Annotated in this window: 22 protein-coding genes; 13 read left to right on the top strand and 9 right to left on the bottom strand. The window is 59.8% G+C overall.

Features of this window, described 5'->3' with window-relative positions; all coding sequences use genetic code 11:
* The first annotated feature begins 18 nt into the window (after positions 1-18).
* From AC07O2_RS03190 to clpA, 7 genes are all read left to right on the top strand, one after another.
* A complete protein-coding gene (locus AC07O2_RS03190; protein ID WP_495074302.1) occupies positions 19-525 on the top strand; it encodes a Fur family transcriptional regulator in 507 nt (168 codons plus the stop codon).
* Positions 522-1,190: an ATP-binding cassette domain-containing protein gene (locus AC07O2_RS03185; RefSeq protein ID WP_495074711.1), complete on the top strand. Its 669-nt coding sequence runs from the start codon at positions 522-524 to the stop codon at positions 1,188-1,190. The genes AC07O2_RS03190 and AC07O2_RS03185 overlap by 4 nt, the downstream gene beginning before the upstream one ends.
* A complete protein-coding gene (locus tag AC07O2_RS03180; RefSeq protein WP_495074301.1) occupies positions 1,187-2,389 on the top strand; it encodes an FtsX-like permease family protein in 1,203 nt (400 codons plus the stop codon). The genes AC07O2_RS03185 and AC07O2_RS03180 overlap by 4 nt, the downstream gene beginning before the upstream one ends.
* 22 nt (positions 2,390-2,411) lie before the next feature.
* On the top strand, positions 2,412-2,651 hold the full coding sequence (locus AC07O2_RS03175) for a hypothetical protein (RefSeq protein ID WP_495074300.1): 240 nt from the start codon (positions 2,412-2,414) through the stop codon (positions 2,649-2,651).
* A 35-nt stretch (positions 2,652-2,686) separates the two neighbouring features.
* Complete coding sequence (locus tag AC07O2_RS03170) at positions 2,687-3,193, top strand: DUF3299 domain-containing protein (RefSeq protein WP_495074299.1); 507 nt, start codon at positions 2,687-2,689, stop codon at positions 3,191-3,193.
* Positions 3,194-3,247: 54 nt separating this feature from the next.
* The gene (clpS, locus tag AC07O2_RS03165) at positions 3,248-3,607 is read left to right on the top strand and encodes an ATP-dependent Clp protease adapter ClpS (RefSeq protein WP_495074298.1); all 360 of its coding nucleotides are present in this window, start codon (positions 3,248-3,250) and stop codon (positions 3,605-3,607) included.
* 83 nt (positions 3,608-3,690) lie between these two features.
* The gene (clpA, locus tag AC07O2_RS03160; protein WP_495074297.1) at positions 3,691-6,030 is read left to right on the top strand and encodes an ATP-dependent Clp protease ATP-binding subunit ClpA; all 2,340 of its coding nucleotides are present in this window, start codon (positions 3,691-3,693) and stop codon (positions 6,028-6,030) included.
* Between the two features lie 81 nt (positions 6,031-6,111).
* Here the strand turns inward: clpA and AC07O2_RS03155 are convergent, their stop codons facing one another.
* Positions 6,112-6,804 carry a nucleotide-binding protein gene (locus AC07O2_RS03155; RefSeq protein WP_495074296.1) on the bottom strand — a complete coding sequence of 231 codons (693 nt, stop codon included), beginning with the start codon at positions 6,802-6,804 and terminating at the stop codon, positions 6,112-6,114.
* 295 nt (positions 6,805-7,099) lie between these two features.
* On the opposite strand from AC07O2_RS03155, the gene AC07O2_RS03150 reads away from it, so the two are divergent.
* On the top strand, positions 7,100-8,155 hold the full coding sequence (locus AC07O2_RS03150) for a serine hydrolase (protein ID WP_495074295.1): 1,056 nt from the start codon (positions 7,100-7,102) through the stop codon (positions 8,153-8,155).
* A gap of 32 nt (positions 8,156-8,187) precedes the next feature.
* Here the strand turns inward: AC07O2_RS03150 and AC07O2_RS03145 are convergent, their stop codons facing one another.
* From AC07O2_RS03145 to exaC, 5 genes are all read right to left on the bottom strand, one after another.
* Entirely contained in the window at positions 8,188-8,976 is a 789-nt protein-coding gene (locus AC07O2_RS03145) for an IclR family transcriptional regulator (protein WP_495074294.1), read from the bottom strand.
* Between the two features lie 103 nt (positions 8,977-9,079).
* Positions 9,080-9,820, bottom strand: a complete 741-nt coding sequence (locus AC07O2_RS03140; protein WP_495074293.1) for an arginyltransferase — start codon at positions 9,818-9,820, stop codon at positions 9,080-9,082.
* Positions 9,817-10,590: a leucyl/phenylalanyl-tRNA--protein transferase gene (gene aat, locus AC07O2_RS03135; RefSeq protein ID WP_495074292.1), complete on the bottom strand. Its 774-nt coding sequence runs from the start codon at positions 10,588-10,590 to the stop codon at positions 9,817-9,819. Before aat ends, AC07O2_RS03140 begins: the two co-directional genes overlap by 4 nt.
* 20 nt (positions 10,591-10,610) lie before the next feature.
* Positions 10,611-11,261, bottom strand: coding sequence for a pyridoxamine 5'-phosphate oxidase (gene pdxH, locus AC07O2_RS03130; RefSeq protein ID WP_495074291.1), 651 nt, complete (start codon positions 11,259-11,261; stop codon positions 10,611-10,613).
* A gap of 114 nt (positions 11,262-11,375) precedes the next feature.
* Positions 11,376-12,896, bottom strand: coding sequence for an acetaldehyde dehydrogenase ExaC (gene exaC / locus AC07O2_RS03125; RefSeq protein WP_495074290.1), 1,521 nt, complete (start codon positions 12,894-12,896; stop codon positions 11,376-11,378).
* Between the two features lie 289 nt (positions 12,897-13,185).
* On the opposite strand from exaC, the gene AC07O2_RS03120 reads away from it, so the two are divergent.
* From AC07O2_RS03120 to eda, 3 genes are all read left to right on the top strand, one after another.
* Positions 13,186-15,090, top strand: coding sequence for a sigma-54-dependent Fis family transcriptional regulator (locus tag AC07O2_RS03120; protein ID WP_495074289.1), 1,905 nt, complete (start codon positions 13,186-13,188; stop codon positions 15,088-15,090).
* A gap of 125 nt (positions 15,091-15,215) precedes the next feature.
* Positions 15,216-17,033 carry a phosphogluconate dehydratase gene (gene edd / locus AC07O2_RS03115; RefSeq protein ID WP_495074288.1) on the top strand — a complete coding sequence of 606 codons (1,818 nt, stop codon included), beginning with the start codon at positions 15,216-15,218 and terminating at the stop codon, positions 17,031-17,033.
* A complete protein-coding gene (gene eda / locus AC07O2_RS03110; protein WP_495074287.1) occupies positions 17,024-17,686 on the top strand; it encodes a bifunctional 4-hydroxy-2-oxoglutarate aldolase/2-dehydro-3-deoxy-phosphogluconate aldolase in 663 nt (220 codons plus the stop codon). The genes edd and eda overlap by 10 nt, the downstream gene beginning before the upstream one ends.
* 39 nt (positions 17,687-17,725) lie before the next feature.
* Here eda and AC07O2_RS03105 read toward each other — a convergent pair whose 3' ends face one another.
* The 3 genes from AC07O2_RS03105 to AC07O2_RS03095 all read right to left on the bottom strand — a co-directional run bounded on the left by AC07O2_RS03105 (position 17,726) and on the right by AC07O2_RS03095 (position 21,164).
* On the bottom strand, positions 17,726-18,613 hold the full coding sequence (locus AC07O2_RS03105) for a caspase family protein (RefSeq protein ID WP_495074286.1): 888 nt from the start codon (positions 18,611-18,613) through the stop codon (positions 17,726-17,728).
* Between the two features lie 89 nt (positions 18,614-18,702).
* Entirely contained in the window at positions 18,703-19,110 is a 408-nt protein-coding gene (gloA, locus tag AC07O2_RS03100; RefSeq protein ID WP_495074285.1) for a lactoylglutathione lyase, read from the bottom strand.
* A 272-nt stretch (positions 19,111-19,382) separates the two neighbouring features.
* Positions 19,383-21,164, bottom strand: coding sequence for a DEAD/DEAH box helicase (locus AC07O2_RS03095; protein ID WP_495074284.1), 1,782 nt, complete (start codon positions 21,162-21,164; stop codon positions 19,383-19,385).
* Between the two features lie 247 nt (positions 21,165-21,411).
* On the opposite strand from AC07O2_RS03095, the gene ettA reads away from it, so the two are divergent.
* Both ettA and AC07O2_RS03085 read left to right on the top strand, forming a co-directional pair.
* Complete coding sequence (gene ettA, locus AC07O2_RS03090; protein WP_495074283.1) at positions 21,412-23,073, top strand: energy-dependent translational throttle protein EttA; 1,662 nt, start codon at positions 21,412-21,414, stop codon at positions 23,071-23,073.
* A 33-nt stretch (positions 23,074-23,106) separates the two neighbouring features.
* On the top strand, positions 23,107-25,257 hold the full coding sequence (locus tag AC07O2_RS03085; RefSeq protein WP_495074282.1) for a DUF1631 family protein: 2,151 nt from the start codon (positions 23,107-23,109) through the stop codon (positions 25,255-25,257).
* The last annotated feature ends 9 nt before the right edge of the window (positions 25,258-25,266 follow it).

The raw sequence follows: 25,266 nt of genomic DNA, 5'->3' as shown, positions 1-25,266 counted from the left end.
TTTACAAAGCACCACGCCATGGCTTCCTCGTTGCCCCCCACTGCTGCCGACCCGATTGACGCGCTGTTGTCGGCCCACGGCCTGCGCCGCACCAGTGCCGCGCGCCTCGTGCTGGGCTGGCTGCTGGCCCACCCGGACACCAGCTACACCCATGCGCAGCTGCAGGCGGCCCTGGCCAGCGACAGCAGCGAGGCACAGGACCCCGTAAGCCTCGACCGTGTGACCCTGTACCGCCTGATCGACCGACTGACTCAGGTGGGTTTGCTGCTGTGCCGGGTCGACGCCAACCGCGTGCGCCGCTACCAGGCCATGCCGGCCAGCGTGCACGCCATCCCCCATTTCGAATGCCAAAGCTGCCACCGCGACAGCCCGCTGGCCGGCGCCCTGAAAGCCAATGCCAGCGACCTGGAGCGCGCCGCCCAGTCCGCCATCGCCGCCTTGCAGGCGCTGGGCTACCAGGACATGAGCATGGATTTCGCCGTGCGCGGCGTATGCATAGACTGCGCCGCCGGGGCCAGCGCGTGATCCGTACGGCGGGCCTGGCCTACCGGTACGGCAAAGGTAGCGAACTCGTTTTCCCCGATATCGATGTGGCCCAGGGCGGCACGCTGCTGCTTAAAGGACCGTCTGGCGCGGGTAAATCCACTTGGCTGGCACTGGCGGCTGGCCTGCTGCGGGCCAGCGGTGGCCACATTGAGATCGCCGGGCAGAACCTGAATGCTATTCAAAAGCTAGCTACCGACGCATGGCGGGCGGGCGCCATCGGCTTTTTACCCCAGCGTTTGCATTTGAGTGAGGCGCTGACCGTGCGCGGCAACCTGGCCATGGCGCAGTGGGCAGCCGGCGTGGTCGACGACCCGCAAGCGGTGCAGTCCACGCTGGAGGTGCTGGGCCTAGCCGGGCTGGCCCAGCGCAAACCCAGCCAGCTGTCCGGCGGCCAGGCCCAGCGCGTGGCCCTGGCCCGGGCCGTGCTGCTGCAGCCCAAGGTGATACTGGCCGACGAGCCCACCGCCAGCCTGGACGACGACGCGGCCCAGGCGGCCCTGGCCTTGCTGCAAAGCAGTGCCGCCCGTTGCCAGGCCACCTTGGTCATCGCCACGCACGACGCGCGGGTAGCAGCCGCTTTACCTCATGCAGTTACATGCCAAATTGGCCTGCAACGCGCGGATAAGCTGCGCGAGAAGCTATGAAAATAGTAGCAATAGCCTTCAAATACCTGTGGTCGCGTCCGCTGGCCGCATCACTTAATCTGCTGCTACTGGCGCTGGGCCTGGCGTCCATCACCTTCGTATGGCTAACCAGCGAGCAAATGGACCGCGCTTTTGACCGCGACCTGGCCGGCATCGACGCGGTGGTCGGGGCCAAGGGTAGCCCCATGCAGCTGATACTGGCCGGCGTGTTTCATATCGACGTGCCACCAGGCAATATCCCGCTCACCGCCGTGCAAGAGCTGGAAAAAGACAAGCGCGTGGCCAAGCTGATCCCCATCAGCCTGGGCGACACCTTTCGGGGTTTCCGCATTGTCGGCACCACCACCGCCTACGCCGAGCATTACGACGCCAAGCTGGCCACCGGCAGCATGTGGACCCAGCCCATGCAGGCCGTGGTGGGCGCCCAGGTGGCGCAGAACACCGGTTTGGCGATGGGCAATAAGTTCTACGGCTCGCACGGTCTGGGCGGCGGCGGCCATATCCACGGCGACTTTCCGTACTTCGTGACCGGTGTACTGGCCCCCTGCGGCTGCGTGCTGGATCGGCTGGTGCTGACGGCCACCGAATCGGTCTGGAAGGTGCATGAAAAAGCCACTGCCGTGGACGACGAAGACCAAAAGATCATGGAAGCCGAGCGCGAGATCACGCTGGCGCTGATCACCTACAAAAGCCCACTGGCCGCCGTGACCTTCCCGCGCTACATCAACACCGCCACGGAGATGCAGGCTGCGGCGCCCGCAGTGGAAATCACCCGCCTGCTGCGCATGGTGGGGGTGGGCACCGACGTGCTGCGCGGCTTCGGCGCCGTGTTGCTGCTGACCGCCGGCCTGAGCGTTTTCATCGCCCTGTGGAATGCCGTGCGCGAACGCCGCGCCGACCTGGCCATGCTACGCATGCTGGGCGCGTCACCCTACAAGGTGGCCGGCCTGGTGCTGTGCGAGGCGCTGCTGCTGGCCGCCATGGCCACGGCCCTGGGCTTGCTGGGCGGCCATCTGCTGGCCCAACTGGTGGGCAGCTGGCTGCAGGCCGAACGCTCGCTGCCGTTGACTGGCTGGATCTGGTTGCCGTCCGAATGGTGGGTGCCACTGCTGGGCGGCGTGGTGGCCACCTTGGCCGCAGCCTTGCCGGCGCTGGAAGCCTACCGGCTGGATGTCACTACCTTATTGAATAGCCGTTAAATTTTTGAATCGGAGCTTTGCCATGACCAAAACCGCCACCGCCTTGCTGCTGTCCCTGCTGACTGCCAGCGCCTTTGCCGCCGAAGACATGAGCCAGGCCAAGGAAGACATTGCCCGCCACCGCGCCATGGCGGCGGCACATGAAGCTGCCGCGCAATGCCGCGAAGCTGGCAAGGGCGAAGACGTGTGCTTCAAGGAATTGCAAGCTGCCTGCAAGGGCATTGCCATTGGCAAATTCTGCGGCATGAAGCACGAGCATTAAACTTGCAATTCACAGAGAAGCCACCGGAGCACGCCATGAAACTCGCCGCCATCTCCCTGCTGAGTGCCTTGACGCTGGGCTCCGCGCTGGCGCAGACACCGCCTCTGGGCTCCATCGACCTGCCGGCCGGCTCTGGCCCCGGCTACCACAGCCCCAACAGCCCGTTTGCACCGCTGCAGGAGCGTGCAGACGTGGTGCCCTGGTCGGTGCTGACCGCCGTGAAGACCCGGGCCGAGAAAAACCGCATCCTGCCCAATTTCGGCCTGCCCCAGCTCGCCTTGCACCAGAAGGTGCAGCGCGTGCAGGGCTTCATGATGCCGTTGGAGCCGGGCGAGAAGCAAAAACATTTCCTGCTGACCTCGGTGCCGCTGACCTGTGCCTTCTGCCTGCCAGGTGGGCCAGAGAGCATGGTCGAAATAAAAACCAAGACTCCCGTGAAATACAGCATGGAACCCGTGGTTGTGGAAGGGCGTTTTGCCGTTCTGAACGATGATCCCTACGGTTTGTATTACCGTATGGTGGACGCAAACGCGGTGAAGTAGCCCCCTAATTCACCTCTGCCGGTAACGGTGTGAATGCGTCTATAGAATGACAGCATGGCCACCAAAATTCCCAAAAAGCCACCGCCGCCCGTGAACCAGCCGTCGAAATCCGACGACGGCGATTCGGTCGTGCTTGAGCGTCGCACCGAAAAGATCAAGCCGCCGCATATGTACCAGGTGCTGCTGCTCAATGACGATTACACCCCCATGGAGTTCGTGGTGGTGGTAATCCAAGAGTTTTTCAACAAAGACCGCGAAACCGCCACCCAGATCATGCTCAAGATCCATCTGGATGGAAAAGCCGTGTGCGGCGTGTATTCCAAGGACGTGGCAGCCACCAAGGTAGACCAGGTTCTGGAAGCCGCCAAACAGTCTGGACACCCGCTACAGTGTGTCAGCGAGCCGTTGGAATAACGGCTGCTTGAATAAGTCAAATTGCATCCCAAGTAGAGTGCGTCATCAGAGTGTTGTAACAGCAAGGCAAAAAAGGAATTCACATGATTGCCCAAGAATTGGAAGTCAGTTTGCACATGGCTTTCGTGGAAGCGCGCCAGCAACGCCACGAATTTATTACGGTTGAGCACCTGCTGCTGGCTTTGCTGGACAACCCCAGCGCGGCCGAAGTTCTGCGTGCCTGCTCCGCAAATATTGACGATTTGCGCAAGTCGCTGAGCAACTTCATCAAGGACAACACACCCCAGGTCGCCGGCACCGACGATGTGGATACCCAGCCCACGCTGGGCTTCCAGCGTGTGATCCAGCGCGCCATCATGCACGTGCAGTCCACCGGCAGCGGCAAGAAGGAAGTGACCGGCGCCAACGTACTGGTCGCCATCTTTGGCGAAAAAGATTCTCACGCCGTCTACTACCTGCACCAGCAAGGCGTGACGCGCCTGGACGTGGTGAACTTCATCGCCCACGGTATCAAGAAGAGTGATCCCCCCGAGCCCTTGAAGGCCGCCGACAGCCAGGCTGAAGGCGAAGAGGGCGGCGGCGAGAAGAATGAAAAAGCCTCCCCACTGGAGCAGTTCACCCAGAACCTGAACCAGATGGCCAAAGAGGGCAAGATCGACCCGCTGATTGGCCGCGAGTACGAGGTCGAGCGCACCATCCAGATCCTGTGCCGCCGCCGCAAGAACAACCCGCTGCTGGTGGGTGAAGCCGGCGTGGGCAAGACCGCCATCGCCGAGGGGCTGGCATGGCGCATCACGCAAAAAGACGTGCCGGAAATCCTGGCCGAGGCGCAGGTCTATTCCCTGGACATGGGCGCCCTGTTGGCGGGTACCAAGTACCGCGGTGACTTCGAGCAGCGCCTGAAAGGTGTGCTCAAGTCCTTGAAGGACAAGCCCAACGCGATCCTGTTCATCGATGAAATCCACACCTTGATCGGTGCCGGTGCAGCCTCGGGCGGCACGCTGGATGCCTCCAATCTGCTGAAACCGGCGCTGTCCAGCGGCCAGCTGAAGTGCATTGGCGCCACCACCTTTACCGAATACCGTGGCATCTTCGAAAAAGACGCTGCGCTGTCACGCCGCTTCCAAAAGGTGGACGTGGTGGAGCCGTCTGTTCAGGAGACGGTGGAAATTCTCAAGGGTTTGAAGTCGCGCTTTGAAGAACACCATGGCGTCAAGTACGCCCTGGCTGCTCTGCAGGCCGCTGCCGAGTTGAGCGCCAAGTACATCAACGACCGCCATCTGCCCGATAAGGCAATTGACGTGATCGACGAAGCCGGCGCCGCCCAACGCATCCTGCCGACCAGCAAGCGCAAAAAGACCATTACCAAGGCCGAGGTGGAAGAGATCGTGGCCAAGATTGCCCGTATTCCGCCCGCGAATGTCTCGAACGACGACCGCGGCAAACTCAAGACGCTGGAACGCGACTTGAAGAGCGTGGTGTTTGGCCAGGACAAGGCGCTGGACGTGCTGGCATCCGCTGTGAAGATGGCGCGTTCGGGTCTGGGCAAAGGCGACAAGCCGATCGGCTCTTTCCTGTTCAGCGGTCCCACAGGTGTGGGCAAGACCGAAGCGGCGAAGCAACTGGCCTACATCATGGGCATCGAGCTGATCCGCTTCGACATGTCTGAATACATGGAGCGCCATGCGGTTAGCCGCCTGATTGGTGCGCCTCCAGGCTATGTCGGTTTCGACCAAGGTGGCTTGCTGACCGAGGCCGTTACCAAGAAGCCGCACTGCGTGCTGCTGCTGGACGAAATTGAAAAGGCCCACCCGGACATTTTCAATGTGCTGCTGCAGGTCATGGACCACGGTACGCTGACCGACAACAACGGACGCAAGGCCGACTTCCGCAATGTCATCATCATCATGACGACGAATGCGGGTGCCGAGACCATGAACAAGGCGACCATTGGCTTCACCAACCCGCGTGAATCGGGTGACGAAATGGCCGATATCAAGCGCCTGTTCACACCGGAGTTCCGCAACCGTCTGGATGCCACCGTAAGCTTCAAGGCGCTGGATGAAACCATCATTCTGCGTGTGGTGGACAAGTTCCTGTTGCAACTGGAAACCCAGTTGGCCGAGAAGAAGGTGGACGTAACGTTTACCGACACTCTGCGTAAATATCTGGGCAAGAAGGGCTTCGACCCGTTGATGGGCGCCCGTCCGATGCAGCGCCTGATCCAAGACACGATTCGCCGCGCTTTGGCGGACGAATTGCTGTTTGGCCGTTTGATCGATGGCGGCCGCCTGACGGTGGACATGAAGATCACCAAGGACGAAAAAGGCGTGGAGTCCGGTGAAGTGGAGCTGGACATCCAGCCTTTGCCCAAGAAGGAAGGCCGAGCCAAGCCTGAGTCGGAAGAGGCAACAGCGGGTTGAGCTGACCAGCAGAACAAAAAAGGGGCGGTACTCTTGGGTACCGCCCCTTTTTATTTGGTGCTGCTCGTGTTGGTTGATGCCTTACAGTGGCAAGCCTTCCAGTGCCGTGTAAGTCTTTTTCAACCAGGTTTTGACGCGCTGGCGTTCCAGAATACCCAGGCCATCGGTTTCGCTACGTTCGTGTACTGCACTCCAGAAACTGGCGTTCTGGCGGTCGATCTTGCGCATGCAAGCGTCTTGTAGTGCGGGCAGTTCGATGACGCGGGCGCCTAGCTTCAGGGCTTCGTCCATGGCGCTGGAGGAGCGCATGAGCGAAAAATCCGAACCACGTCCGTGGTTCATCACAATGATGTAGGTGGGTGCGCTGCCAAAGTTCTGCATTAGTTCCGTCAGCAAGCTGACCGAATCCTTGCCTTCATCGATAACGTGCCAGAAGTTGACGGCTATGTTCAGATCAGCGAGTACCTCAAACAAATCTGAGTCTTTGATCCAACGCGCCAGAGGCGCGGCTGTCTGCGCCGCCAAGTCTACGATGACGTTTTGGTGGGGGTTGGCCTCAAAAGCCTCAGCGATCCGGTCCAGTCCTTCAAAGCTGTCAACCAAGACGGGGGAAGCAAAGTCGGGATAAAAGCGGGTAAACGAGTTGTGCGAGCGGTCGGTGTCAAACCCCGTGAATGCCAGGCCGGCATCCAGGAAATATTGTGCGAGCACGCGCGCTGTGACCGATTTGCCTACGCCACCTTTTTCACCGCCAATAAAATTGATAGAGCTCATTGATTTCCCTGGGTTGTTTGTTTGATTCTACGAGGCAAGTTTTACAACTTTTGTGCTTTGTCTTGTCAGCAAGAACCATGCGCAGAACGTTATTACACGCTATTGCAGTCCGTACATTTTCCAGCTGTATACGACGGTGCTGCGGGCTCTATGGTTTGTCTTTCCCTGGTAGACCTTGTGTAAAGTTCAGGCCAAAAATATCACCTTAAATATATTCGCTAAGTCTTTGATCTTGTGTGAAGTTTTTGATTTGGATACACTCCTTCTGGATCGTTTCTGAACCGGAGATGAACTCATGCCACTCCCTGAAAGCCCCGTTTTGAACCGCCTGCTACATATTGTTTCTGTTATTACCTGTTCCGCGCTCATGGCAAGTGCCCCGGCGCATGCCGCGCAGCGTAAAAAAGTGAGTGTTGAGAAGGTTCAAGCCGTAACAACCAAGTCCAAGCGCAGTGCGGTGGTCGTGAAAACTAGCCGCAATGCACGTGTATCCAAAACCTTGGTCGCTACCAAGAAGGTGGCACGGCCTGTAGCAGCCATCATTCCTGCCAAGCAGTCCTTTGGTGAATTGGCGGGTTTGCACGGTGCCCCAGATGCCTTGGCACTCAAATCCAGTGTCGCTCTGGTGATTGACCAAGACACGCGCGAAGTTCTTTTCAGCAAGAATGACCAGGCGGTTTTGCCAATCGCATCCTTGACCAAGCTGATGACGGGTGTGGTAATTAACGAAGCCAATCTGCCGATGGACGAGGACATCACAATAAGCCAAGATGATGTGGACACCGAAAAATGGAGCCGCTCCAGGCTGACCGTAGGTACCACTTTGAGCCGAGGCGAATTGTTGCACCTGGCCTTGATGTCCAGCGAAAATCGTGCTGCCCATGCGTTGGGGCGCACCTATCCAGGCGGCTTGGCTACCTTTGTTTCCCTGATGAATGCCAAAGCTAAGATGCTGGGCATGAAGGACACCCGCTACGTTGAACCTACGGGGTTGTCTAGCAGCAACCAATCCAGCGCCCGTGATCTAGCCACCCTGGTGAATGCTGCTTACAACGAACCTACTCTGCGCGAGCTCTCCACTTCTCCTGGTTATCAAGTTGACATTGGCCGCAGAACCCTGCAGTTCAATAACACCAACCGTTTGGTGAAAAGCCCGGATTGGGACATTGGCCTGCAAAAGACCGGCTACATCTCGGAGGCCGGTCAGTGCCTGGTGATGCAAGCCAAGATTGCTGGACGCAAACTGATCATGGTGTTTTTGGACTCTGCCGGCAAACTGAGCCGCATTGCCGATGCAGAACGCGTGCGCCACTGGGTGGAATCCAACCCTGTAGTCAAGACTGCGGGCTGAGTGCATCTCGTCCGCAGCAGTTGCTTTGCTGCTTAGTTGATATCCGCCGTCTTGTAACCCAAGGCGGCGGATATTTCATTGGCCGTATTTTGTAGTTTCGGCAACCATCCTTCGTCAAGGCGGTCCGCTGGAGCAGAGATTGACAGGCCTGCCACCAGCTTGCTTTGGTCGTCGTAAATGCCGACGGCGATACAGCGTACCCCCAATTCCAGCTCCTCGTTGTCGCGTGCGATGCCGTACTGCCGGGTTTTGGCCAAATCACGCTCCAGCATGTGGATATCGGTCAGGCTGTTTTTTGTCTGACCGCTGAGGCCCGTACGCATGGCGTAAGCGCGTACGCGCTGTGGTTCATCCATGGCCAGAAACAACTTGCCTACCGAGGTGAGATGCAATGGGGCCCGCCCGCCAATGGCGCGCACAACCTGCATGCCCGAGCGCTCGCTGTACGCCCGTTCGACGTAAACAATTTCGTCACCTTGGCGCAGGCTCAGGTTCACGGGCTGCTGGGTAAGTCGGTGCAACTCGCGCATGGGGACCAGGGCGGCGTCGCGTACGTTCAAACGACCTTTGACCAAGTTGCCCAGCTCCAGCAAGCGCATACCCAGGCGGTAACTGCCAGGCTCTGGCCGGTCTACAAAGCGACCGGTTGCCAAATCATTCAGGATACGGTGGGTGGTGGAGGGGTGCAGACCCGTTCTTTCGCTGATTTCTTTGAGCGACATGGCATCTTCACGGGATGCCAGAACATCGATCAGCGCAAACATGCGCTCGATGACTTGGACGGTCGGAGTGGCGGGTGCACTGGGTTCTGATGGCTTCATTGCAGTTCCCATTAAGAGATACTGGATCTTACCTTATGAAATGTACGGTTGCACAATATGAAATCAACTCATCGTTGATGAAGCCCGCTAAAGATGTGCTGGGCTAGCTTGCCACAGCGGTCCAGACACCATCTTTCAGGATTTCATGGGGTGCAAACCGGGACTTGTAGAGCATCTTGGGGCTCTGCGCAATCCAGTAGCCCAGATATACGTAGTCCAAACCCAGCTGCCGCGCTTGTTCGATCTGCCATAGAACGTTATAGGTGCCGTAGCTCGTGTGCTGCTCAGGTTCGTAAAAGGTGTACACAGCGGACAAGCCGTCGTCCAGCACATCCAAAATAGACACCATCTTGAGTCGGCTGGCCGATCCGTCTACGGCTAATTCCCTGAATTCGACCAAACGCGAACTGACCCGGCTTTGCAGCAAAAATTGCGTGTACTGGTCAATGCTGTCCTGGTCCATGCCGCCGCCCGCATGGCGGCCATTTTGGTAACGCAGATACAGCTCGTAATGCTCACGTACAAAGCCTAGTTCCAACACGCGTGATTGCAATGAGCCGTGCTGGGCCAAGGCGCGCTTTTGGCTGCGATCGGGTTTAAAACTATGGGCCAACACGCGTAATGGCATGCAAGACTGGCAACCGTCGCAATAGGGGCGATAGGTGAACAGGCCGCTGCGGCGAAAACCCATGCGTACCAACTCCGAATAGGTTTCCGTTTGGATCAAATGGCTGGGGGTTGCCACCTGGGACCGTGCCTGCCGGTCCGACAGATAGCTGCAGGGATAGGGTGCCGTCGCATAAAACTGCAGGGTTTGCAGCGGCAATTCATGGAGGTTTGTCACAGGCCGGGCTTAGAAGCAAGCAGTGCATCCCAGTATAAGGGGTTGAATTGCCAGTGCGGTGCGGCTTGGCTTGCGTTGCGTACGATCTGCATGCAAAAGTCTGCCCTGGGGATTTCGCGCGCACCCATGGACGCCAGGTGGGCCGTGTTCTGTTGGCAATCGATCAGTGGGATGCCATGGGCACGGCAAAAGCATACCAGGGCGGCCAGCGCGATCTTGGACGCGTCGGGCATGCGGGTGAACATGGATTCGCCAAAGACAGCCTGACCCAGAGCCACGCAATACAAGCCGCCAGCGAGCTCTCCGTCTATCCAGGTCTCTATGCTGTGTGCGTAGCCGGCCTGGTGCAGCTCTATATATGCCTGCATGACGTCGGCCACGATCCAGGTGCCCGTTTGCCCTGGTCGTGCGCTGCCTGAGCAGGCCCGGATGACGTCCGCAAAGGCATGGTCTATGCGGATCTCGCAGCCCGACGTCCGGACGAAGCGTGCCAGAGTTTTGCGCAGCGAACGGTGCAGGCGAAACTCCTGGGTGTGCAAGACCATGCGCGGATCGGTACTCCACCACAGGATGGGCTGGCCCGTGCTGAACCAGGGAAAAATACCTTGTCGATAGGCGCGCTGCAGACTGTCTACATCCAGCGCGCCGCCCGCAGCCAATAGGCCAGGGGCAGGATCGGTTGGACCCCAGGCCTGTGTTACAGGTGGAAAGGGTTCACCCGGCAAGAGCCAGGGAATAGGTTTGACCGGAGGCGGACGCGAGGATGACATGCCTGCAGACTTATAAATATTTAAGGCGCCAAGCGCTCGCGAATCCAGCGGGTGTTGCTATCTAATGTATAGCGAAGGCGGTCATGTAGCCGGCTCTTGCGTCCTTGCCAGAACTCCCAGCGATCGGCCTGCAGGCGGTAGCCGCCCCAATGGGGAGGGCGCGGCGGGTTCAAAAGAAACTGCGCGCCGTACTTGGCGGCATTGGCCACCAGGGTACTGCGGTTAGAAATCACCTGTGATTGGGGGGATGCCCATGCACCCAACCGGGAATCCAGCGGGCGGCTTTGGAAATAGGCGTCGCTTTCGGCATCGCTGACCTTTTCCACCACACCTTCTATACGCACTACACGCTCCAGCTCCACCCAGTGGAATTGCAGGGACGCATAGGGGTTGCCCGCCAGTTCTTGGCCCTTACGGCTTTCGTAATTGGTGTACCAAACGATGCCACGGGCATCAAAGCCTTTGATCAGCACGATACGGGTCGATGGCCGCAAATTGTGTGCCACCGTAGCCAGGGTCATGGCATTGGGTTCGGGTACCTGGGCGTCTACAGCCTCGTTCAGCCACTGTTCGAATTGCTGTAGCGGGTCTGCGTGGGATGCCTCTTCATTGAGTTCTGCGCGCTCGTAGCTTTTACGCAGATCGGCAAGCTGGGTAGTAGTTAGGCTCATGGCTTGGATTGTGCCGCCGAACCAAGCCTGATAAGCCGCCATGGCCATCCATGGGCGGCTTAATTTCAGACCCTGCAGCGGCAGTACTGCGATAAGGCTACTGCAGGTAGGGGCTTAGAAGAAGCCCAGCTTCTTGGGGTTATAGCTCACCAGCAGGTTCTTGGTCTGTTGGTAGTGGTCCAGCATCATCTTGTGGGTTTCACGCCCTATGCCCGACTCCTTGTAACCACCAAAGGTCGCGTGGGCAGGGTAGGCGTGGTAGCAGTTGGTCCAGACCCGGCCGGCCTTGATGGCACGGCCCATGCGGTAGGCCACGCCGCCATCACGGCTCCAAACGCCGGCTCCCAGGCCGTATGGCGTGTCGTTGGCAAGCGCCAAGGCTTCAGCCTCATCCTTGAATGTGGTCACGGCCAGCACTGGGCCAAAAATTTCTTCCTGGAAGATGCGCATCTTGTTGTGGCCCTTGAACAGGGTTGGCTGAACATAGTAGCCGCCAGCCAGATCGGCTGGCATGGTTGCGCGTTGACCGCCCACCAGCAGTTCAGCACCTTCGTTGATGCCGATATCCATGTAAGACATGATTTTGTCCATCTGCACCTGGGACGCCTGGGCACCCATCATGCAGTCGGTGTCCAGCGGACTGCCTTGCTTGATGGCTTTAACGCGGGTCAGCACGCGGGCCATGAACTTGTCGTAGATGGACTCGTGGATCAAGGCACGCGATGGGCAGGTGCAGACCTCGCCCTGGTTGAAGGCGAACAGCACCAAGCCTTCGATGGCTTTGTCGAAAAAGTCATCGTCTGCGTCAGCCACGTCGGCAAAGAAGATATTGGGCGACTTGCCACCCAGCTCCAGCGTCGCCGGGATCAAATTGGTAGCGGCAGCCTGGGCGATCACCCGGCCTGTGGCGGTAGAGCCGGTGAAGGCGATCTTGGCAATACGTTTGCTGGTGGCCAGCGACATGCCCGCTTCGCGGCCAAAGCCGTTCACCACGTTCAGCACACCCGCTGGCAGCAGATCGGCGATCAGCTCCAGCATCACCATGATGCTGACTGGTGTGGATTCGGCCGGCTTGAGCACCACGCAGTTGCCGGCCCCTATGGCGGGCGCCAGCTTCCAGGCGGCCATCAGGATAGGGAAGTTCCAGGGAATGATCTGGCCCACCACGCCCAGGGGTTCGTGGAAGTGGTACGCAATGGTGTTTTCGTCGATCTCGCTCAAAGCACCTTCCTGGGCCCGCAGGCAGCCAGCAAAGTAGCGGAAATGGTCGATGGTCAGCGGAATATCCGCGTTCAGAGTTTCGCGGATGGGTTTGCCGTTATCCACGGTTTCGGCGTAGGCCAGCTTTTCCAGGTGGGCTTCCAGGCGATCGGCGATCTTCAGTAGCAGATTGGAGCGCTCACCAGCCGAGGTGCGGCCCCAGCTATCAGCCGCGGCATGCGCGGCATCCAAGGCCAGTTCGATGTCTTCTGGACCCGACCGGGCGGCTTGGGTGAATACTTTGCCAGAAATAGGCGTAACGACGTCAAAGTACTCGCCTTTGAGGGGCGCAACCCATTTGCCGCCAATGTAGTTGTCATAACGCGCTTTGAACTGTACGGGGGCATTGTCGCTGCCGGGATGGGGATAAAGCATGGATGTCTCCTTTTGGGTTATTGAGCACTTGCAAGTTAGTGCGCAGCAAGTAGTGCAGGGTGTGTGCCACATGCTTTTGTGGGCCGTGAAAGCCGGTTTCCTGCGCGAAAGTAGCGGTACGCCGCACTCAATGGGCCTGCAGTTGTCAGCTTGTTGTGGGACAGGTGTTCCAAAATGGAGCAGCCACTACCAGGCTTGTGTTAAACCGCTTGCACATATGCGCCAGCCCACTACAGTGGCACTACATGACTGCACCCGGCACGTACCGGGCGTGGCAAGGAGACAGACCATGGATTCCGGACACAGTACCGTTAGAACGCCCGCGCTGGCCCTGCGACAGGCACGGCGCCAGTTATTGAACCAAGGAGATATCCCCAAGGAGCTGCTGGGCGACAGGCTGGCGCGCTCCTGGGGGCGCAGTCTGTCCTTTGGCTTGCAAGCCAGCGGGCGTACACCGGGGGCGCCCCATGCATCTTCGGCGCAACTGACCCGGGCCTTGGAACACCAACGTGAGCTGGTGGCCCACGCCCGGCCGGTGATGGAGTTTGTTTTTGAGCAAACCCGTGACAGCGACTGCATGGTGGTGTTGGCCGATGGCAGCGGCATGCTGCTGCACACCCTGGGCGATGACGACTTTCTGGACCGGGCCAGCCGCGTGGCCTTGCGCCCGGGGGCAACCTGGCACGAACAATATAGGGGCACCAACGCCATTGGTATGGCCATGGCGGAGCAGTCTCCGGTGGTGGTCCATGCCAGTGAGCATTATCTTGAGCGCAATGGTTTTCTGACCTGCGCCGCAGCACCCATACACGACCCCGCTGGACGTTTGCTGGGCGTACTGGATATTTCTGGTGACCACCGTGGCTACCACCCGCACACCTTGGGCCTGGTACGGTCAGCGGCCCGCATGATCGAGCACAAGCTATTTGAAACCCGTTATGCCGGCCAGATCAGGCTGCGCTTCCACACCCAGCTGGAAGGCATAGGGACGGTGACGGAATGCCTATTGGCCTTGTCTGAAGAGGGCTGGATTCTGGGCGCCAATACCGCGGCCCTGCAATGGCTGCGACTGCCCCGGGACAATATGGGCCGGGTGCCGCTTGAGTCCGTGTGGCCGTTGGCGCATGAAATATTGCCTATTGCTGGCACTGCACGCCAATTGCGCAGCCCCGACGGGCGGCCGCTCTGGTTGCGTGTGGACGGCGGGCGTGTGCGTGCGGTCAGCATTGCGGGCAATCTGCTCCCGAAGAGCCTTCCTGCCACCGACCCATTGCAAGCCCTGGATACCGGTGACTGCGTGTTTCGAGCTGCCCTGGACAAGGCGCGCCGCGTGGCCGGCAAGCCGATCCCCTTGCTGTTGCAGGGCGAATCCGGGGTGGGTAAAGAGGTGTTTGCGCGGGCCGTACATGCGGCCGGTCCACGCAAGGACGGGCCTTTCGTGGCGGTCAATTGTGCGGCCTTGCCTGAGTCCTTGATCGAGGCCGAGCTGTTTGGCTACCTGCCAGGTGCTTTTACCGGAGCCCGTCGTGAGGGTTCGCCTGGCCGCCTGCGTGAGGCGCAGGGCGGTACGCTGTTACTGGACGAAGTGGGTGACATGCCGCTGGCTTTCCAGGCTCGGCTATTGCGCGTGTTGCAAGAGCGCGAGGTACAGGCCTTGGGCGGCGGCAAGTCTGTCGCCGTGGACTTTGCACTGGTGTGCGCCACGCATCGCAACCTGCGGGAAGAAATGCAGGCAGGCCGCTTTCGGGAGGACCTTTACTACCGCATCAACGGCCTGACCTTGCTGCTGCCCCCATTGCGCGAACGCAGTGACCAGTCAGCCCTGGTCGAGCGGCTGTTGCAGTCGCTGGCGCCAGGCCAGGCGGTACAGCTGGCTCCCGTAGTGGCGCAGGCTTTTGCTGCATTCTCCTGGCCAGGCAATGTACGCCAGCTGGCCAACGTTTTACGCACTGCCTGTGCGCTGCTAGATAGCGGTGAGTGTGTGATCGATTGGCAGCATTTGCCTGACGATTTTGTCCAGGATGTGCGCGTGTCCACGCCGCAAAAAGATGAAATTGACGACGGCCCCTTGCATACGCAGGCGGTGCGAACCATGGAGCGGGTGCTGCAGCAATGCGACGGCAATGTGTCCCAGGCGGCACGCCAACTGGGCGTCAGCCGCAATACGCTGTACCGCAAATTGGGCTCCAAATAAGGCCTGTGGTGAGGCTGCGGCCAAGGGTTTGCCCTGGGGCGTTCGTAACCCACTGGTAACTGCGGGGCGGTACAAAATTGCAGTTAAGGGGTACCATGGAGGTTGTAATTTTGTTACCAAAAAACATGAAACTCCACCCCACCGTCAGCGCGGTCACAGACCGCATTCGCGCACGCAGCGGGCCTAGTCGCAGCGCGTATCTGGAACGCCTTGAGACCGCTGCACAGCGCAAGCCCGGTGCCGAACGCATGGGCTGCGCCAACGTGGCCCATGCATTTGCCGGTATGCCGAACAATGACAAGTTCAAGGTGGTTGCCGAAAAAGCGCTGAACATCGGCATCGTGACCGCTTACAACGACATGTTGTCGGCCCACAGCCCGCTGCTCACATACCCGGAGTTGGTCAAGGCCGAAGCCCGCCTGCATGGCGCCACGGCCCAGGTCGCTGGCGGCGTGCCCGCCATGTGCGATGGCGTGACGCAAGGCACGCCGGGAATGGAACTCAGCCTGTTCAGCCGGGATGTCATTGCCATGGCCACTGCGGTCGCTCTCAGCCACGATATGTTCGATGCCGCCCTGATGCTGGGTGTGTGCGACAAGATCGTGCCAGGCCTGCTGATTGGCGCGCTGCAATTTGGCCATTTGCCCATGGTCTTTGTGCCTGCGGGTCCGATGCCGTCCGGCCTGTCCAACAGCGCCAAATCCAAGGTGCGCGAGCAGGCGGCCCAAGGCCTGGTTGGCCGTGCCGAGCTGCTTGAGGCGGAATCTGCCGCCTACCATGCGCCCGGCACCTGCACTTTCTACGGTACCGCTAACAGCAACCAGATGCTGCTGGAAGCCATGGGTCTGCATGTACCCGGCACGGCTTTTGTGGCCCCCGGTGGTGCACTGCGTGATGAACTGACCCGCGAATCGACCCGCACTGTGCTGAGTGCCGTCAAATCCAAACGCTTCGCCCCCATTGGCAAGGTGGTGGACGAGCGCTGCATCGTCAATGCCATGGTAGCTTTGGTGGCCACCGGCGGATCCACCAACCATTTGATTCACTGGGTCGCGGTAGCCGCTTCAGCCGGCATTGTGATCGACTGGGACGACTTCAGCGCATTGTCTGATGTGGTGCCCACGCTCTCGCATGTGTATCCCAACGGCAGTGCCGACGTGAACCAGTTCCAGGCCGCAGGCGGCCCCGGCTTCATCATCCGCGAGTTGCTGGATGCCGGTTTCATGCATGAAGACGTGTTGACGGTGCGCGCCGGTGGTATCCGTGAATACACAGGCGTGCCGGTACTGGCCGGTGACAGCCTGCAGTGGGAACCTACGGGCCCGTCCAAGGACACCAGCATCGTGCGCCCAGCCAGTGCGCCGTTCAGTGCAACAGGTGGGTTGAAGCTGTTGCAGGGCAACTTGGGGCGCAGCGTCATCAAGGCATCCGCCGTGCCGGAAGACCGCTATGTCATCGAAGCGCCGGTGCGCCTGTTTGATTCGCAAGAGGCACTTCATGTGGCCTTCAATGCCGGAGAACTAAACCGGGACGTGATTTGTGTGGTGCGCTGGCAAGGCCCGAAGGCGAACGGTATGCCAGAGTTGCACAAACTGACGCCACCGCTGGCCGTGCTGCAAGGTAAAGGCTACCGGGTGGCGCTGGTGACCGATGGCCGCATGAGTGGCGCATCGGGCAAAGTGCCCTCGGCCATCCACGTCTCTCCCGAGGCGCTGGCCGGTGGCCCGCTGGCCAAGTTGCTGGATGGCGACGTGGTGCGCCTGGATGCGATTGCTGGCACCCTGCAGGCCCTGGTGCCGGATGATGAATGGGCTGCGCGGCCATTGGCCACCATGCCTGAAGCCTTGCGCGTGGCCAATGGCCTGGGCATGGGCCGTGAATTATTTTCGGGCATGCGTCGCAATGCCCTGACTGCAGAACAAGGAGCTCTCACATGGATGTAAACAAGAACGCAAACGGCCGCTGGACGGCGCGCCAGGTCATGGAAGACGCGCCGGTGATCCCGGTGATCGTGCTGAACGACGTCGCCCATGCCGTGCCGCTGGCGCGCGCCCTGGTGGCGGGCGGCATCCGTATGTTGGAAGTCACGTTGCGCACACCGCAGGCGTTGGAATGTATAGAGCGCATCGCCAAGGAAGTCCCTGAAGCAGTGATCGGTGCGGGCACCATCCGCAGTGCGGCGGATGCGGCAGCAGCGGTCAAGGCAGGCGCCTTGTTTGGCGTCAGCCCGGGCTACACCCGCGCGGTCGGCCAGGCTTGCCGCGATCTGGGCTTGGCACTGTTGCCTGGTGTGGCCACTGGTAGCGAGGTCATGATGGCGCAGGAAGACGGCTTTACCGAGCTGAAGTTTTTCCCTGCCATGCAAGCGGGCGGCCCGGCCATGCTGAAGGCCTGGAGTGGTCCATTTTTTGACGTGAAGTTCTGCCCCACGGGTGGCGTTACCTTGCAGAACGCGCCGGACTTTCTGGCTCTGCCCAACGTAGTGTGCGTCGGCGGCTCGTGGATCGTACCGACGGATGCCATGAAGGCTGGCGACTGGGGTCGCATCACCCAGCTGTGTCTGGACACGGCAGCTTTGAAGAAAAAAGTAGCCTAAACCAGAGAATCAATAAAGCGCCTCCCGAGGCGCTTTTTTTCAGACTGAAAACGGCGTTTGCGCCAGGAACCTGCCCGCTATGCCGAGCGTGAACAGGTTAGGTGACTGTGTGCGGGGCATATTCGCTTTCACGCGGGCGTAGAACTGGCCGTAGTTGCCGATGAAACCACCCTGGTTCCAGACCTTCAATACCTGTTCGGTGAAGGCGCCGTTGTGGTCACCATCCATCGAAGTCTGGTTATCCTGGCAGCCGGAAATCAATAGCACCGAGGGCTTGAATTTCTTCATGATGGCCGTCAGGCGGCTGCTGGCCGCGACCTGGGCCAGCGCGGTGTCCGGGTCGACCGCTGCCGTGCCGGCGGCCTTGGCTACCTCTGTTTGCAACTTGTCATAGAAGGCCTGGTGGTCGCGGTAGACACGCATCGCTACGGCCGTGGGCATGGCGCGTTCTCGCGGTCCGGTTGGCATGGCCCGGGTGACGGAGCCGCTGTGGCAGCTGTCGGACAGCACCAAAATGCGCACGCCCGCAGCGAACTGGCTGAGCTCGAAATACAGCTCGTCGTCGATCAGCTGTCCGTCATACAGGCACCAGGTTTCGTCTTGTTTGTCGGCTTCGTCGCCATTGGCGTCGGGCACCTGGCCACCGTGGCCCGAGTAGGTAAGAAAGAACAGGTCGCTGGCACGCAGGCTCTTGGCTGCGTTGCGAATTGCCGCCAGGGCTTTGGCGCGCGTGCCATGCCTGGTCAGCAAGACGGTGGACTTCATGCCTTTGGACTTGGCGATGGCCGCCATGTCGTTGGCATCAAACTCGCACGCCGCCAGCGGTCCGGTCCAGCCCGAATAGGCAGCGCCACTGACGGCATTCAGACCGATGTGCAGCGACAGCGCTTTGGCCGCTGCGGGCGTGGTGGTTTTTGGGCTGGCCATGGTGTCCCCCGTGTAGTAGTTGGAGGGGCATATTCCGTCCGCTTGTCTTCAACTGTCAAGCGGCGACGCAGGGCGGGGGAGTGGCTTTGTTACAGACCGGTACCGCCGGCGTGCTCTGCACGTTGGATCAGTTCGATCTTGTAGCCATCGGGGTCGGTCACAAAGGCAATCACGGTGCTGCCGCCTTTGACCGGGCCGGCTTCCCGCGTCACATTACCGCCGGCCGCCTTGATCTTGGCGCAGGCCGCGTAGGCATCGGGCACGCCCAGGGCAATGTGGCCGAACGCTGTACCGGGCTCATAGCTGCTGACGCCGTGGTTGTAGGTTAGCTCGATCTCGGCATGGTCGGGGTTGCTGCCGTAGCCCACGAACGCCAGCGAGTATTTGTATTCGGTGTTCTCGGACGTACGCAGCAGTTGCATGCCCAACACTTGGGTATAGAACTGGATGGAGCGCTGCAAATCGCCAACGCGCAGCATGGTGTGGAGGAGTCTCATCGTGGGGCCTTGTGGTGGAAAAAGGGTAGGGCGCAAATACTACCGGCTTGTTATTTAATGGTCGCTATACGGGGTATAGATTTTTTATGAAAAAACAAGCTCTGGCGCAGGTGGCATCTACGCAAGTAGCTGCAAAAATAATAGCAAATAAAAAAGGCGCATGCCCTGGAGCATGCGCCTTTAGGAGCAGATTTCATCTGCTCTATCTTTTATAGCGCTTGCCGCTGGTGCAATCTGCGCTAGAGCCCAAAATCTACTTGAAAATTACCGGCTTAACGGCCGAAAGGGCCGCGCGAACCGCCGCCGGGGCCCCGGGAGCCACCACCGTTGCCGCGACCGCCACCATAACCACCGCCGTTGCCGCCGCCATAGCCTCCACCACCGCCTCCATTACGGTTGCCACCACCAAAGCCGCCGCGGCGACCACGGTCCAACATGCTGTCTACGCTGGTGCGCATGGGGTCGGGTTGACCGCCCTGGGTTGCGCGGGGCGCAGGCGCTTGGCCGCCCATGGAAGCTGAGCGGGTGTGGTCAGGCTGTGCGCCACCACCGTAGCCACCGCCATAACCGCCACCGCCGCTGTAACCGCCGGAGCGTGCGCCGCCGTTGCTACCACCGGGACGCGGGCCCCGGCCACCTTGGGGCGGACGTGCACCTTGTGGACGGGGAGGCGCCATGCCGTCGCCTTGCGGCGCACTGCGTGGGCCACCGCGCGGTCCGTTGCGGCCACCGCCATTGCCAGCGCGCTGGCCACCGTCGCCTTGCGAAGCCTTGTTCTCACGCACGCGTTGCAGCATTTCGGTTCGTGCAGCCTTGGCTGCGGCTTGCATCACGTCACGGCTGGGTGGTTTGCCAGCGCCGCCCCAGATGGTCTGGCGGCCCATGGCGATGGGTTCGGCACGTTCGCCGGGCTCGGGCATGAAGCCTTCGATGACTTGCACCGCAATCTCTTGCTTGGTGAAGCGCTCGATGTCTTGCATGAAGCCTTCTTCGTCCAGGCACACCAGATTCACCGCAGCGCCTTCGGCACCCGCGCGGCCGGTACGGCCGATGCGATGCACATAGTCTTCGCAGACGTTCGGGATTTCGTAGTTCACCACGTGCGGCAGGTCATCGATGTCGATACCGCGTGCTGCGATATCGGTAGCTACCAGGGCGCGTACATCGCCGCTCTTGAAGCCTTGCAAGGCTTGGGTACGCGCCGACTGGCTCTTGTTGCCGTGCAACGCCATGGCGGTGATGCCATTCTTTTCCAGGAATTCGGCCACGTTGTTGGCGCCGAACTTGGTGCGGGTGAACACCAGCACCTGGCTCCACTTGTGTTCCTGGATGATGTGGGCCAGCAAAGCCTTTTTCTTGCCGCGACCGACCGGGTGGATCACCTGGGTGATGCGCTGCACGGTGGTGTTGCGCGGCGTGACCTGCACGCTTTGCGGGTTCTTCAGCAGGGTGGCGGCCAAGTCGCGGATTTCATCGCTGAAGGTGGCGGAGAACAGCAGGCTTTGCTTGTCCTTGGGCACGGCGGCCAGCACCTTCTTCACGTCGTGGATGAAGCCCATGTCGAGCATACGGTCGGCTTCGTCCAGCACCAGGATCTGCACCTGGCCCAGGTCCAGCATGCCTTGCTGCATCAAGTCCAACAGGCGGCCAGGGGTGGCGACCAGAATGTCTACGCCCTTTTTGACCTTGGTGATTTGCGGGTTCATGCCCACGCCACCAAAGACGACGGTGGAAGTCAGTTCCAGGTATTTGCCATAGGTTTGTACCGATTCCTCGACTTGGGCGGCGAGTTCACGGGTGGGGGTCAACACCAGGGCGCGGATGCCCTTGCCGCCGAATTTGTTTTGCGCGGGAGCGCTTTCGGTCAGGCGCTGCAGCAGGGGCAGGGTGAACGCTGCGGTTTTGCCGGTGCCGGTTTGCGCGCCGCCCAGCAGATCGTGCCCAGCCAAGACGACCGGAATGGCCTGCGCTTGAATGGGGGTGGGCTCGGTGTAGCCTTGCTCTTGCACGGCCTTCAGAATGGCCGGGGCCAGATTCAGTTCTTCAAAGTTCATTTTGTTGCGCCCGTCCTGGGCGCTTGGAAGCCTGGCCTATCGCCCGTACAGTCAACACGGGCACCAATCAAAGGCAGACATTTTTTTAAAAATGGACGCAAAACAAGTCGTTTTGGCCCCCAGCGAAGTGCTGGCGTTGCAGCCAATTGGAATGCCGCAACAGGTAGATTGTCGCATGCTGGGATAATCAGGGTTCGCCCGACTAGTTTCGGCAGATTTTTTTGCACTAACCAGACCTTCAAAACAGATGGCTCAATACGTTTTTTCCATGAACCGCGTCGGCAAGATCGTGCCGCCAAAGCGCCACATTCTTAAAGACATTTCCCTCAGTTTCTTTCCCGGCGCCAAGATCGGCGTGCTGGGTACCAACGGCTCCGGCAAGTCCACCTTGCTGAAGATCATGGCTGGCCTGGACAAGGAAATTGAAGGCGAAGCCATCCCTATGGCCGGCCTGAACATCGGCTATCTGCCGCAAGAACCCCAGTTGGACCCGACCCAGACGGTGCGCGAAAGCGTCGAAGCCGGCATGGGCAAGGTGTTCGCCGCCAAGGCCCGTCTGGAAGAGGTCTATACCGCCTATGGCGAAGAAGACGCCGACTTTGACGCCCTGGCCGCCGAACAGGCCGAGCTGGAGGCCATCATCGCCACCGCCGGCACCGACTCCGAACACCAACTGGAAATCGCCGCCGACGCACTGCGCCTGCCACCGTGGGATGCCAACATCGGCGTGCTGTCCGGTGGTGAAAAGCGCCGCGTGGCGCTGTGCCGACTCTTGCTGAGCAAGCCCGACATGCTGCTGCTCGACGAGCCCACCAACCACTTGGATGCCGAATCGGTGGACTGGCTGGAGCAGTTCCTGCAACGCTATTCCGGCACCGTGGTGGCCATTACCCATGACCGCTACTTCCTGGACAACGCCGCCGAATGGATTCTGGAACTGGACCGTGGCTCCGGCATTCCCTACAAGGGCAATTACTCGGACTGGCTGACGCAGAAGGGCGCACGCCTGGAAGCCGAACAGAAGGGCGAAGAAGCCCGAGCCAAGGCCTTAAAGAAGGAATTGGAATGGTCGCGCCAGAACCCCAAAGCCCGCCAAGCCAAGAGCAAGGCCCGCCTGGCCCGCTTCGAAGAACTGAGCGACTTCGAATACCAAAAGCGCAACGAAACCAACGAAATCTTCATCCCCGTGGCTGACCGCCTGGGTAGCCAGGTGATCGAGTTCAAGAACGTCACCAAGTCCTTTGGCGACCGCGTGCTCATCGACAACCTGAGCTTCAACATCCCTGCGGGCGCCATCGTCGGCATCATCGGTCCCAACGGTGCCGGCAAGTCGACGCTGTTCAAACTGATCGCGGGCAAGGAGAAGCCGGATTCGGGTGAAGTGGTGATCGGCTCCACCGTGAAGATGGCTTTCGTCGACCAGCATCGTGATGATTTGTCGAACGAAAAAACCGTCTGGGAAGACGTGTCCGGCGGACTCGACATCCTGAACGTAGGCAAGTTCCAGATGGCCAGCCGCGCCTACTGCGGCCGCTTCAACTTCAACGGTGCAGACCAGCAGAAGAAGGTCGGCATGTTGTCCGGTGGTGAGCGTGGCCGCTTGCACCTGGCCAAGACCCTGATCGCCGGCGGCAACGTGCTGATGCTTGATGAGCCGTCGAACGACTTGGACGTGGAAACCTTGCGCGCGCTGGAAGATGCACTGTTGGAATTCGCCGGCACCATGCTGGTCATCTCCCATGACCGCTGGTTCCTGGACCGTATTGCCACCCACATCCTGGCCGCCGAAGGCGACAGCCAGTGGACCTTCTTCGACGGCAACTACCAAGAGTACGAAGCCGACAAGAAGAAGCGCCTGGGCGAGGAGGGGGCCAAGCCCAAGCGTATGCGTTACAAGGCACTGAAGTAAGGTCTGCCCAGCATGACACAGGATGGGCCTTCCGTGTCCATAGACACGCCGGTGTACTCCGAGCCCTACCGCGACGCGCTGGCGCTGGCGGCAAGTAGCGGAAAGCCCATTCTGACCAGGCTACTGGGCCTGCTCCAGGCAGATCTGGAGCGGCAGCAACTGCATCGTTCGCGAGGGCGTGAGCAAGTCGATGCCGCACTGGACTTGTTACGCCAGCATACCGAAATGCTGATTGAGCGCTTTCCCGCGGTACTTTTAAATACGCTCATAGAACCAAGTCGCACCGTAAAAGCGGCTGCACCGCCGCAGAAAATCCGTTTCGACCAGTTGGAATTGATGGAACAGGATCAGGTCCAAGAGGGGATTGCGTTGGCCCGGATCCAGCAAACCATTCTGTTGGCAGTGGATGCATCTTTGGTTGAGCTCAATACGTATGTGTGTGCGTCTTTAGGCTTATTGTCTGTGCGCCCAGAACGCAATCCGTTCCGCCCCGAAGTATTCGTGCGCGCCGTACAAACTGTCATGTTGGATTGCGGTGTGCCTTACGCAGTTCAGCTGGATTGGATACAACATTCCAGCAATGTGCTGGGCCAGGAACTGGCTCGGCTGTACGTGGCATTAACGAAGCGCTTGCGAGAACTAGGTGTGAGGTCTGTTGGGTTTGCAATTGCACGTACCGCAACAAGCGCACGTGCAGCCCACGAAGATCGGGAAGTGGGGCATGTCGGGGGCGCAGCTACGCGACGGCAACATTCCGAGGGGAAAACCAGTCAAAAGCAGCTGGTTTTGACGCTGGACAAGCTGAATCAGCTCTTGGTGGGAGACTTTGAAGAAGAGCAGGGCGTATCAGCCACATTGCAGCTGACTCCAGATCATTCGGCGGAGTTTTTCGACAGTGCACACCCGCTTGCGGCCAGCGGGGGCATGCCACTCTACAGCGAACAACACCCACATCCAGGTGCGGAAATTGGCCAGGAAGTAGTACGGCTGCTGATCGACAACGTAGCTGGTGACCCGCGATTGCTGGCACCCGTGCAGCAACTCATACGCAGCATGGAACCTTCGCTACTGCGACTGGCTTTGGTGGACCCGCGGTTTCTGAATGACAAGCAGCACCCGGCCAGAGTTCTTCTGGAGGAGATCACCCGTTTAAGCCAGGCTTATCCCAGCATCCAATCTGCGGGCTATCCCAGTTTCTGGAAGGCTTTGCAAACCTCTGTAGCGCCTCTGCTCTCCGGAAATGTCCAAATCGCGCAGGATGCAGCGCCGTTTGACCAGGCAGTAACAGAGCTGACCCAGGCTCGGATGCCGGCCAATGCAATGGAGGCCAGTCAGCGTCAGGAGGCAATGGAAGCTTTGCAGCAGGCAGAGCAGCGCAACTTGTTGGCCGAGAAGCTGGCAAAAGACATGGAGCAAAACCCCTTGCTTCGAAACGTCCCCAAGGTGTTGGTGGACTTCCTGTGCGGTCCATGGGCCCAGGTTGCTGCGCATATCCAGCTACACGATAGAAGCGGGGCCAGCGATCCTGGCATGGTCAATGCGTCGATAGAAACATTAGTGTGGAGTGCACAGCCGGACCTGACGCGCAAGAACATCGGCAAGCTGACCCGTTTGCTACCCAAGCTGTTGCGAAATTTACGGGACGGCCTGGCACTGATCCAGTATCCATCGGCCCAAACGGAGGCGTTCTTTGATGCCTTGTTTGCGCTGCACCAGCAAGCTTTTAAACCGCCAACCAAGTCGCAAGCTGTGCAGACAGTTACCTCTGCGGAGCCGTCGCCCCCGCCAGCCTGGATCGCTCCCGCTGAGGTTGTTGCGACAGGCTTCATGGATGATCTGCCAACCGTGCCTACGACAGCAGAGATTCAGCCGGAAAACACAGAGACAGAAAGTGTTCAGGCACCTGCGCAAGCCAATCTGGCCATGGCGATTGGTGATTGGGTCGAAGTACTGGCGCAGGGCGCGTGGGTTCGAACACAGCTGACTTGGGCCACGCCCCATGGAACCATGTTCCTTTTCACAGATGCCCAGGGCCATTGCCTATCCATGAGCAAGCGCAACTATGACAAACGCATGCACGACGGAAGCATGCGTGTGGTGAAGGCGCAGATGGTCGTTGATGAAGCGATGGATGCCATTGTTCAGCTAGCGATGCGCAACAGTATTGACAATATTTTGATTTGAAAGCCTGAA

This window comes from Rhodoferax sp. GW821-FHT10B06 (assembly GCF_059415605.1).
Note: the sequence above shows the minus strand (reverse complement) of the source record. Positions and strands in the feature narration are given on the sequence as shown.